Consider the following 12444-nt stretch of genomic DNA (forward strand, 5'->3'; position numbering starts at 1 on the left):
TACCCCCCCCCAACCCCCCCGAACTCGCGGGGGGGCTAAGAGTTCATCTATGGCACATCTTTAGAAAAATGGTATGACTAAGGACTAATGACTAAGGACTAATGACTAATGACTAATGACTAATGACTAATGACTAATCGCAGCGCCAAATCTTAATCGTCTCATCCGCACTGCCGCTAGCTAGCAAATTGCCCGAAGGTGCGATCGCCACCGAGTATACAGTACCCGAATGTCCGTTAAGAGTGCTCAACAGCTCCCCAGTCTGCAAATTCCAAATATTAATCGTATTATCATCGCAGCCGCTAGCCAAGGTCAAACCGTCCCCGCTAATAGCAACCGAATCCCCTCGACTCACATAATTCTGCAAAATATGCAGCGCCTCATTCATGCCTAAATTCGCTACACCCTTTTGGCGCGCAGAATTAGAATTTAAAATCCGCAACAAACTGCCCGTGTGCAAATTCCGCAGCTTAATCGTATAATCATTGCTGACGCTAGCAAGAATCTGACCGTCAGGCGCGATCGCCACAGAATTCACCCCAACATTCAACCCCGAAAGAGTCCGCAGCAACTTACCGCTTTCCACATCCCAAACCTTGCTCGTCGCATCCGAACTGCCGCTCGCCAATATCCTACCATCCGGGCTAAAAACCACCGCATTCACATTGTTAGAATGACCGCTCAAAGTCCGCAGCAGTTTACCACTCCGCAAATTCCAAAGCTTAATCGTATTATCCGCCCCGCCGCAGCTAGCAATTATCTGCCCCTTCGGGTTAATTGCCACCGAATTCACCTCCATAGAATGTCCCGGAAAAGTACACAGCAAATCGCCGCTGTACAAATTCCAAAACTTAATTGTTTCGTCCGAACTGCCGCTGACCAACATTTTTCCCTCATAGCTAATAGCAACCGAATTAACGCGATCGGAATGTCCCGTCAGAGTGCCAATTAATTCCCCAGCTTCTAAATTCCAAATCTTAATAGTTTTATCCCAACTGCCACTTGCCAGAATTTTCCCGTCAGGACTAATCGCCAGAGAATTCACAAACGATGAATGACCAGGCAGCGTGTATACGCACCGCCATTTCAGATTTTTAAATTTGTGAGCTAATTCCTTCGCCCGCTTAGCTGTCATCTCAGCTTCCTCTCTGCGTTTGAGTTCAGCCTCCTCCAAACGCTTCCGTTCCGCCCTAGCTTTCGCCTCTCGCAGCGCCAGCCTCCGCATCTCTCCCTTATAGACTATTCGCTGCTGCTCTTGAATTTCTTTGAGAGTTTGAATGTACGAGATCGCCCAATCTTTAGAAAACCATTCCTGACCAAATTCCTCCTCCAAATTAAATAGCTGAGGTTCGTGATTAAAATCGACATTTAAATAATATAAATCAGCTAAAAAAGCCGCCAATAACTTATGAATTGTTACAATTATTTGCCGAATAATCCGCAGGCTCACCTTTCGATCTTTCCCCTCGGCTTCCAACTGGTGATAAACCTCTTCCCAATTCCAAGGCTGCATCGCCACCAAAGAAACGTTCTGATTGATAATTCCCCAAAAGCCTACATGAAAATTTACTTCATAATCGCTGATATCGCTGTACAATATAGCTGTCGGAACGGGAGACAAAACAGTCTGCAACCGTTCCACATCAATATCAGAAATTGCCTTTTTGAAATAGTCTCCATAAAACTGAACCGGACAAGATTCTCCGTGCTGGGGATAGTGCTGGTTCAAGAAAGCTCTCAACTTAGCGGGGAGCTCGATATTCAGATTGTGACGAAACGAATCCGGGCAATCTTGGCTAATTGTTGCGGGAGCAACTAACAGCAAGAATCGATGCTGCTGCTGCTGCAAAATCTGTTCAGTTTCCTGCCTGCTCAAATTAGAAAACCAGTTGTCTTTGTCCCAAATAGCTTGAATTTCGTTCAGTTTAACTCGAATTGCTTCGGATTGAGACTCCCGCATTAACTCGCGGGAAAGCTTGCTAATTGCCCGCTTATCTCTCAATTCTTCAGCCTTAATTCGATTGGTACGTTCTTCCTTTGCCCATTCTTCTTGTGTGTCGGCGATCGCGATTAATTCTTGTTCTCTCGTTTGCTGTCGCTGCAAATATTTTACTTGTGCTTTAATCCAGCGGGGGTCTTTTTTAATTTGCTGGTTGAAAGCCGAAGAACCAGACGGATCTATTTCTGCATAGCGTTCGTTCACAGCGCTTGCTCCCAATCTTTCTCCCAATTCACTGGCTACAGGCTTCAACAGTTCAATTATCGTGTCTGAGACGGCGCGGGGTAAGGACATATCAGTTAAAACTTCTTTTTAACTTAAGGGCTAGCACTGAGTCTGACGTATACTGCTGAGGCGGGGATGCTTGGCATTGCCCTAGATTTGAGCCAGGAGCCAGCCTATCCGTAAGGCGTATCGTGCAGGCTTAGCACCTTGACTCAATCATAGTAGTTATACGGTTTATATTTTACTGCGAATTTGACTCGAAAGCACCGAGGGTAAAGACTTGAGGATACTCGATCGACCCTGAGTTCCCCCAATTCGTTTTTTTTGTTGCTATTTTTACTTGCGCTTGTCTATAATCGTACTTCACCACCATAATTACGGTATTCCGACCTAATAACCGTACATTAAGTAGAGGAACAAATATAATGAGTCCCCAGCAACGCCTAACTCAACACTTTTATCAACAACAACAGCCACCACCAACCAAAAATAGATCGCTGACTTCGCTCAAAAGATTTGTATCCCTATTTTTAGTGGGAATAACTTTAAGTCTCGCCGTTACATCCTGCGGCCAGGGAACCACCAACAATTCAGGCGGTGCTAGCCCAGGAGCAAACAAAGGCAACGTAGAATTAACCCTAGTATCCTTCGCCGTCACCAAAGTCGCCCACGAAGCCATAATTCCCAAATTCGTAGAAAAGTGGCAAAAAGAAAAAGGTCAAACCGTCAGCTTCAACCAAAGCTACGGCGGTTCTGGTTCCCAAACTCGAGCAGTAATTGACGGTTTAGAAGCAGACATCGTACAACTAGCCCTAGCCCTCGACACCGCCAAAATCGAGAAAGCCGGACTCATCGAGCCCGGGTGGGAAAAAGAAGTCCCCAACGAAGGTATTGTCAGCAAATCCGTAGCAGCAATAGTTACCCGCGAAGGCAATCCCAAAAACATCAAAACCTGGGAAGATTTAAGCAAAGACGGAATAAAAGTGATTACTGCCGATCCCAAAACATCAGGCGTGGCTCGCTGGAATTTCCTCGCACTTTGGGGCTCGGTTCTCAAAACCGGAGGAGACGAAACCAAAGCATTAGACTTTACCAGCAAAGTCTACAAAAACGTCCCCATCCTGACCAAAGATGCCCGCGAAGCCACCGACGTATTTTTCAAACAAGGCCAAGGCGATGCTTTAATTAACTACGAAAACGAGATTATTTTGGCAGGTCAGAAAGGCGAAAAACCGACTTATACTATTCCAGATGTGAATGTGTCGATCGACAATCCGATCGCCATTGTCGATAAAAACGTTGATAAACACGGCACTCGCGAAGTCGCCGAAGCATTTGTCAAATTTCTGTACACCCCAGAAGCCCAGCGAGAATTTGCCAAAGCCGGATTCCGCCCAGTAGATGCGACAGTAGCCGCAGAACCAGAATTTGCCCAAAAATATCCCCCCATCAAAACATTATTCACGGCTCAAGACTTAGGAGGTTGGGGAGATATTCAGAAGAAATTCTTCGATGACGGAGCGGTTTTTGACAAAATCCAAGGTTCAATCAAACGGTAATTCAAGCGCACTGGTTCGTAGTGAGGACTGAAGTCCTTCCTCATGTTTAAGGACTTGCATTCCTTACTACAAACCTTAGTGTAACTCAAACGCATTTGTTCGTAGTTAGGACTTGAGTCCTTCCTCTTCCAGAAGATTAGCTTTTTTAGGACTTGCATTCCTTACTACAAACCTTAGTGTAACTCAAACGCATTTGTTCGTAGTTAGGACTTGAGTCCTTCCTCTTCCAGAAGATTAGCTTTTTTAGGACTTGCATTCCTTACTACAAACGGGAAAATCACAATCGAAATGACAGTATCATCTCCAATAACTAACCCTCAATCTCCCATTCAGCATATCAAAAGGGCGATCGGCAAAATCACACTACCTTGGGGAATCACCCTAGGCTACCTCAGCTTGATGCTATTGCTCCCAGTCACAGCCATGCTGCTAAAAGCCAGCACAGCAAACCCCGCCGAATTTTGGAGAATTGCCACCAGCCCGATCGCCCTTTCCGCCTACGATGTCACATTTGTCACATCATTAATTGCCGCATTAATTAACGGAGTCTTCGGCACATTAATTGCCTGGGTATTAGTCCGCTACGACTTTCCCTTAAAACGGATTGTCGATGCAGCAGTCGATTTACCTTTTGCGCTACCGACATCTGTTGCAGGTTTAACTCTCGCCACAGTTTACAGCAATAACGGCTGGATCGGCGCACTGTTTGCACCCTTCGGAATTAAAATATCGTTCACTCGCTTAGGCGTAGGCGTAGCAATGATCTTTATTTCCCTACCCTTTATCGTGCGGACTGTGCAGCCTGTTTTACACGAAATGGAAAAAGACATCGAAGAAGCAGCTTGGTGCTTGGGAGCTTCTCAATTTCAAACCTTCTGGCGAGTAGTTTTACCGCCGCTGTTTCCATCAATTTTAACCGGAGTTGCCCTCGGATTTTCCAGAGCCGTTGGCGAGTATGGCTCCACAGTAATTGTAGCAGCTAACGCACCCTTTAAAGATTTAATTGCTCCGGTATTAATTTTCCAAAGATTGGAACAGTACGACTATGCAGGAGCAACGGTAATCGGCACAGTCATGTTAGCTATTTCCCTGACAATGCTGTTCGCAATTAATCTCTTACAAGCATGGAGAAGACGCTATGACGGCTGATATCGATTCATCAAACAAGTATACAATGCCGCCGGTTGGGTCGTCGCGGGGCAACGAGAAAGCGTGGGTCAAACCAACTTTAATCTCAATTGCGATCGGCTATCTTGCTCTTGTCTTATTTGTCCCGACGGTCAACGTTTTTTACCAAGCTTTCAAAAAGGGATTAGAGCCATTTTTGAGCAACTTAACCTCGCCCGATTTTCTGTCAGCAGCACAACTTACCCTGATGATTTCTTTAATTGTTGTACCTATAAATACGGTATTCGGTTTGTGTGCAGCGTGGGTAATCGGCCGCAATAAATTTCCGGGCCGCACCCTATTAATCAGCATTTTAGACGTGCCGTTTGCCATATCTCCCGTAGTTGCAGGCTTAATGATTGTACTGCTTTACGGTCGGCTGGGATGGTTCGGGCCCTGGCTGGATGCGGTCAATATCAAGGTTATCTTTGCCTTCCCGGGAATGGTGCTTGCTACTGCTTTTGTTACCTTGCCTTTTGTCGCCCGCGAAGTAATTCCTGTATTGGAAGAAGTAGGAACAGATCAAGAAGAAGCGGCAAAAACTTTAGGAGCAAATGACTGGCAAATTTTCTGGAATGTCACGCTTCCAAATATTCGCTGGGGCTTGCTTTACGGAGTAATTTTGACAAATGCTAGAGCAATGGGAGAATTTGGAGCAGTCTCTGTGGTGTCGGGAAATATTGCTAAAAAAACCCAAACTTTGCCTTTATTTGTCGAGGATGCTTACAAGCAATATGCGACGCAATCGGCTTTTTCTGCTGCGGTAGTTCTGGGTCTTTTAGCCGTTGTTACTCTCGTGCTTAAGGAGATTTTGGAACAAAAAACTAGCATTAAGGAAGTTGAGGAATAGTCATTAGTTATTGGTTATTGGTTATTGGTTATTAGTTATTGGTTATTGGTTATTGGTTATTGGTTATTGGTTATTGGTTACTTGCTACGAATTACCAATTTCCAATTCTCAATTCCTAATAACAACTAACAACTAACAACTAACAGCTAACAGCCAACAGTCAACAGTCAACTGACGGTTGACTTTTGTCAGTTTCAATAACCAGTAACCAATAAGCTGTCGCGCATTTAAATTGTATATTCAGGGCGGGCGGAACACTTCACTGATAGTTCGATCGTTTTTTGATATACAATTTAAATGCCGCAACAGTTTAATCAATAATCCATAACTATCGATCGCCCTCAATACTTTTTATGATTGACATTTTTTATAAAATATGGTAGTGAGTTTTATTGAAAATTAAAATCTTTGTGCAGGGATCGTAAAAATTTTTTGTAAAAGCCGGAACAACATCTTCCTTTCAGACTTCTAAGCAATCAAATTAAGTGATTTATTGTCGTGTTTCACAAAAATGCGTTTTTGTCAACAGTCAACTTAGGTTGAACCAGGGGCGATCGACTGTATCGGCACCGAAAAAAGATCGATCGCTGCTGTGCTGGGTTTATGCTATCAATTGGATGTGTGCGTGTACTAGGAGTATTTAATTTATGAAATTTCATCAACAACGGAAACACCAGTTACTTTTCGTAGATTCAAAAGTTAAAGATTACGAAAACTTAACAAAAAGTACAAACTCCGATACAGAAGTTATTGTTCTCAAGGGCGATCGCGACGGCATCAAGCAAATCGCCGAAACACTTAAACAACAACAAAAAAACATTGCAGCCGTCCACATTTTGTCTCACGGCGCAGCAGCCAGCTTGCAACTGGGAGCCACAGAACTAAATCTGTGCAACATTGAAAGCTACCGCAATTACTTAGAAACATGGTTTGCTTTGCCAGCGGCCGAAGCAAACTCGAACTCCGCAATTGCAGCCAAACCAGAAATTATGCTTTACGGTTGCAACGTCGCGGCCACAGAAGCCGGTGTCGCTTTCGTGCAAAGGCTGAGCCAGCTAACGGGGGCAAATATTGCGGCTTCAGACGATTTGACGGGGAATGCTGCGTTAGGTGGAGACTGGGAGCTCGAAGTCACTACGGGGAAAATAGAGACTCCTGTGGCGTTTTCCCAAGAAGCGAGAGAAGCTTATAGCGGGGTACTAGCGACCTTTACTGCTACGGACTTTACGACGCTCAACAACGCCATCCTGTTTGCTAATGTCCTGCCCGATGTTGATGATATCAACATCACTGCTCCGATCGCCTTTGGAGCGGGACAAGTCCTGCCTGTGCTTGCAAGCCCTGTAAACTTTGTTGGCAGCACTACTACTGGGATTACGATCGACGGTGGAAACAACCCAATTTTCTTTGTTAACAACAACGCCACAGTTAATTTCTCTAATTTGACGATCGCCAACGGTCTATCCCAGGGTACTGCCGGCACCCTCGGTGGCGGCGGCGGTGCGGGATTGGGAGGTGCGCTCTTCATTAACAGCGGCACGGTAAACATTAATAATGTTACCTTCAGCAACAACCGAGCGATCGGCGGTGCTGGGGGTGCAGCCGGAAGTACCGGGGCTGGTGGCAACAGCGGCTTAGCTGCATTCTTCACTACTTCAGGCGGTACCGGTATCGGAGGCGGCCCTGGTACTCCAGTTAGCGCGGGTGCCACTGCCGGTAGTCCGGGCGTTGGTCCCGTGGGCGGCGCTGGCGGCACGGGCGCTACTAGCACAACTGCTGGCGGTCAAGGCGGTCAAGGCGGAGATGGTGGCAGCGGAGCTGCTGGTGGTAGTGGCGGTGCCGGCGGTCCGGGCTTTGGTGCCGGCGGTCCGGGCGGCCCCGCCGGTGCTGGCGGTGCTGGCATTAACGGTGGGGGCGGCGGTGCTGGCGGTGCTGGCGGTAGTGCTGGCGATGCTGCTAGCGTGCGGGGCTCCGGCGGCAATGGTGGTGCTGGCTCTCTGGGCGGCGGCGGCGGTCCCGGCGGTGTAGCAGGCGCGATCGGCATCACAACCCCTGGTGGTAATGGCGGCGCTGGCGGTAATCTCGGACCGACCACCGGTACTGTGGGCGGTGGCGGCAGCGGTGTCGCACCAGGCACTGGCGGCTTGGGGGGCAATGGCCAAGCAATTGTTGCCGGTGCTGGCGGTGGCGGTGCCGGTCTGGGAGGAGCGATTTTTCTCAACACGGGTACTTTGAACGTCAGCAACAGCACCTTCAGCAGCAGCAGAGCAACCGGAGGCGCTGCTGGCGGTGTGGGTGCTACGGCAGGTTCGGGTTTGGGCGGTGCAATTTTTGTTAACCAGCTTGGTGCAATTGCAACTATAACTAACACGACGATCGCCAGCGACCCTGCAGTTGTCGTCCCCCCCTTGCTGAATGCCAGCACTGGCGGTGGCGGAATTTTCAACAACGCCGGAACTCTCACTCTCAACAACACCCTGGTTGTTGGCAATACCGTCCCAGTCGGCGGCACTGAAGTTAGTGGAATAGTTACTAACAACACCAGCTTCATCGGCACCGGTGCAGCGGTACCTTGGCTGGGGCCCTTGCAAAATAACGGCGGTCTCATCCCCACCCGCGCCTTGCTCGCCGCTGCCCCTACAGGTGCAGGAGGCGTTATCAATACCGGTACTAATGCCCTTGCCCTCAACACCGCTGGTGCCGCACTCGCTGCAGACCAGCGGGGTACTGACTTCGGTCAAGCCTACGCCCGCATCGTCAATGGCACTGTTGACATCGGCGCTTACGAATACGGCCCCACTGTCAGCGGTCAGAAATTTAACGACTCCAACGGCAATGGCGTTAAAGACGGGACTGATGCCACTGCCACAACTCCAGCACAAAGCTTTGTTGTTTATGTAGACAACAATAACAACGACTTGCCCGACGCTACTGAAAAACAGGCTACAGTTGCGATCGGCGGTACATACACCCTTGCCGACACCAAGACTAACAGCCCAATTAAAGAAGTAGCAGTCACAGGTTGGCAGCAAACTCTGCCTGTTGCTGCTACTCCTAGCACTACAGGTATTGCTGACTCTACCAACAAAGACTTCGGCAACTTCCAGTTAATGACGATCGGCGGTTTGAAGTTCGACGATCGAAACGGCAACGGCACTCAAGATCCAGGAGATTTGCCAGTAACTACCCCCGTTACGATTAATTTACTCAACGCCGCCACAGGGGCAACAATAGCTACTACCACCACGGGTGCGACTGGTAATTACAGTTTCCCAAACTTGCCGCCTCTGCCTGCGGGTGCTGCCTACCGCGTCCGAGAAGTCGTGCCGGCAGGTTCCACACAAACCTCAACTGCTCCTGCCGACATCGCCCCCCAAAGCGGCGCAGCGATAACTAATGCTACCGTTCCGGGCCTCAACTTCGGTAACTTCCAAAACATCACCGTCAGCGGCACCAAATTCACCGACCTCACAGGCGACGGCTTCTCTGCCGACGATACGCCCCTCAACGGCACTACCATTCGGCTGTTCACAGATACTAACAATAACAGCACTTTAGATACCGGGGACGTGGAAGTCGCGAGTCAAGTTACCGGAACAGCGCCTGCGGCTCCCGGCACTTATAGCTTTACCAACGTCGGCAGCGGTCGGTACTTTGTGAGAGAAGATGTGCCGACTGGTTTCTCGCAAACCGCCGGCCCGGTGAGTTATACAATTATCCCCGTCAGCAATACCCCGATCGCAAATCAAAACTTCGGGAACTTCCAAGTTGGCCAGATTAGCGGGATCAAATATAACGACCTCAACAACAATGGCGTGCAAGATGCCAGCGAATCACCGCTACCAGGCTGGACAATCTATCTGGATACCAACAACGATGGCGTGAAAGACCCAGCCGAAACCGTTGCTGTCACCGATCTCGAAGGTAAGTACCAGTTCACCAACCTGTTACCAGGCACTTACAACGTCCGGGAAGTACAGCAACCAGGCTGGAAACAAACTCAGCCGCCAGCCAACGCAGCTACTCCTACCATTTCCACCGCGTTGTCTGTCGCCGTCACCAGCGGCCTCGACTCGCAAAACAACAACTTCGGCAATTACTTTGAGACGAGCAGCATCAGCGGTCAAAAATTCAATGACCTCAACCAAAACGCTATTAAGGATGTCGGGGAACCGGGACTAGCTAACTGGCAAATCTTTGTCGATAACAACCCACAAAATGGAGTGTTCGATCAGGGCGAACTAACTACTGTCACCGATGCGGCTGGCAACTACACTCTCACTAACGTACCCGCAGGCACTTTCCAGGTAAGAGAAGTTCAGCAAACCGGCTGGACGCAGACGACTCCGCCCCCCGCCGACGTTACGGTTCAGGTCGGAGATGCGATCGCGGGCGTTGACTTTGGCAACTTCCTGCCCCAACCGGGCGCGATCCGAGGCCTGAAGTTCCGAGATAGCAACAATAACGGCATTCAGGAAGCCGGAGAACTGGGTTTACCCAATTTCCAAATTCAGTTAACCCCGGTGGTAGCTCCTACCCCTGGAGTTCCTGTTCCTGCTGCTGTTACTACTACTACAGACAGCAGCGGGAGCTACCTGTTCGCAAACCTAGCACCGGGAACCTACAGCGTCCGGGAAGTCAACCAAACTGGCTTTACCCAAAGCACCCCGAACCCCGCGGACATCACGCTGACTTCGGGTGCTATTATCAGTGGCATCAACTTCGGGAACTTCCCGACTCCGACTCCGACTCCGACTCCGACTCCGACGCCGACTCCGACTCCGACTCCGACACCTTTACCTTTACCAACTCCAGCGCCGACGCCAGCACCAACTCCAGCGCCGACGCCAGCACCAGCACCGACACCGACACCAGCACCCGTACCGACACCGACACCAGCACCCGTACCGACACCGACACCAGCACCCGTGCCGACACCGACACCAGCACCCGTGCCGACACCGACACCAGCACCCGTGCCGACAGATTTGGTTTGCCCTGCGGACTTCCCCAGGATTGTCACTCCCAACGCTCCTGGCATTCCTTCAGGGGGTAATGTCATCAACGGCCCTAACGGCGACGATACGATCGTAGGTAGTGCCAGCACTGACTCTATCTTCGGGTTGGGCGGTAATGATTTGATCTTTGGCCTGCAGGGCGGCGATTACATCAATGGCAATACGGGCAACGATTCTGTCTACGGTGGTATCGATAGCGATACTCTCTATGGCGGTAAAGGCTTTGACCTGATTTTTGGCGATCGGTCTAATGATACGATTTACGGCAATCGCGGCAACGACTCCCTAAGCGGCGACGAAGGCAATGACGTATTGTACGGTGGCAAAGCCGACGACGTAATTTTGGGAGGCGCTGGCGACGACGTGCTATTTGGCGATTTGGGCAATGACACTCTCTGCGGCGGCGACGGTAGCAATACCTTGCTCGGCGGGGGCGGCGACGATTTGCTCTTTGGCGGCACCGGCGATGAGTTGCTGTTTGGCGGCCTTGGCAATGATACCGTTGTCGGCGGATCTGGCACTAATGATTTTATCTTGGCAGCGGAGGCCGGAATTGATACTATTTTCAACTTCACCGCAGGAGTTGATTCCCTCGTTTTGGTGGGAGGCTTGGACTTCAATCAACTGTCAATTACCGAAACTAACGGCTCAAGTACGATCGGGCTTGCTAACAGCGACCAGATTTTGGCTGTAGTGGCGGGCGTCCTGCCGAACCAGCTATCGGCGAGCAGTTTTAGCTTGCTGGTTTAGTCCGCAGTTCTCTCTGTGCAAGCATTTGTTTTAATTTAAGCAGGTTCGCGCGTGCGGACTGAAGTCCGCATCTCAAAAAAGCCGCGCACCTTACCCAGACAATCGGGAAGCAGGGAAACGAAATTCCGTTTCCTGCTTCGGTCAAATTTGTTCCAGATACTCCAGCAAGTCGGCCATTTCTTGCGGACTAGGCTGAAACTGCGGCATTGGCGGGGTTCGCCCGCTGGTGACTTGGCGGATCAGCTCGAATTCGGATTTGCGATCGGACACTCGGTGCAAGTTGGGCCCGACTTGACTGTCTGCAACGGATATGTGACACCCGGCACAGTTCATTTGAAAGATGGCTGAACCCTGAACCTGGTTGCCGGTCAGGGAAAGTACGCTTTTGACGTAGGGATCGGCGACTTGAAACTGACGAATTGTCATGCTTGTCAATATGATTGCAAGCAACACGGCGATCGCAAATATGGCAAGTCGCTCGATCGGGTTTTTAATTTCATTCCTGGCAAGTTGGTGATTCAAAGCAGTTCAATTTTAAAAATAGTATCTACAAGAAAATTTATTTCTCATAACATAGCTTAATCCTTCCCAGCGGGGAGATCAAGCCTTAACAAGGGTTGAAGGTAGCTTTTGCGAAATTTCATCTGTCTAAGTGCTGGTAATATTAAAAATAGGTTGTTAAATCTTAACGTTAAGGAGCTCTCATGGTAGAACCGCTACTTTCAGGTATTGTTCTGGGTCTAATCTTTGTTACTCTGTCGGGCCTGTTTTTTGCTGCATATCAGCAGTACAAGCGCGGCGATCAGTTGGGTATCAACAAGTAAAAGGGGCCGAAAGTCCCTCGGTGAGGAGAGGGGGAGAGGGGAAGATTGGGAG

Annotated in this window: 7 protein-coding genes; 5 read left to right on the forward strand and 2 right to left on the reverse strand. The window is 49.4% G+C overall.

Going from position 1 to position 12444, the window contains the following annotated elements:
* Positions 1–133: 133 nt before the first annotated feature.
* Complete coding sequence (locus IQ270_RS22985) at positions 134–2293, reverse strand: serine/threonine protein kinase (protein WP_193975520.1); 2160 nt, start codon at positions 2291–2293, stop codon at positions 134–136.
* A 356-nt stretch (positions 2294–2649) separates the two neighbouring features.
* Here IQ270_RS22985 and IQ270_RS22990 point away from each other — a divergent pair, with 356 nt between their 5' ends.
* From IQ270_RS22990 to IQ270_RS32155, 4 genes are all read left to right on the forward strand, one after another.
* Entirely contained in the window at positions 2650–3783 is a 1134-nt protein-coding gene (locus IQ270_RS22990) for a sulfate ABC transporter substrate-binding protein (protein WP_193975521.1), read from the forward strand.
* Between the two features lie 288 nt (positions 3784–4071).
* Entirely contained in the window at positions 4072–4932 is an 861-nt protein-coding gene (cysT, locus tag IQ270_RS22995) for a sulfate ABC transporter permease subunit CysT (RefSeq protein WP_193975522.1), read from the forward strand.
* On the forward strand, positions 4922–5800 hold the full coding sequence (gene cysW / locus IQ270_RS23000; protein WP_193975523.1) for a sulfate ABC transporter permease subunit CysW: 879 nt from the start codon (positions 4922–4924) through the stop codon (positions 5798–5800). The genes cysT and cysW overlap by 11 nt, the downstream gene beginning before the upstream one ends.
* Positions 5801–6447: 647 nt before the next feature.
* Positions 6448–11568: a DUF4347 domain-containing protein gene (locus IQ270_RS32155; protein WP_193975524.1), complete on the forward strand. Its 5121-nt coding sequence runs from the start codon at positions 6448–6450 to the stop codon at positions 11566–11568.
* A gap of 141 nt (positions 11569–11709) precedes the next feature.
* Here the strand turns inward: IQ270_RS32155 and IQ270_RS23010 are convergent, their stop codons facing one another.
* Positions 11710–12090, reverse strand: coding sequence for a cytochrome c (locus IQ270_RS23010; RefSeq protein ID WP_193975525.1), 381 nt, complete (start codon positions 12088–12090; stop codon positions 11710–11712).
* Between the two features lie 182 nt (positions 12091–12272).
* Between IQ270_RS23010 and petG the strand changes: the two genes are divergently transcribed.
* Positions 12273–12392 carry a cytochrome b6-f complex subunit V gene (petG, locus tag IQ270_RS23015; protein WP_015174208.1) on the forward strand — a complete coding sequence of 40 codons (120 nt, stop codon included), beginning with the start codon at positions 12273–12275 and terminating at the stop codon, positions 12390–12392.
* Positions 12393–12444 lie beyond the last annotated feature (52 nt).

It is taken from the genome of Microcoleus sp. LEGE 07076 (assembly GCF_015207455.1).
Classification (GTDB): Bacteria; Cyanobacteriota; Cyanobacteriia; order Cyanobacteriales; family Microcoleaceae; genus Microcoleus.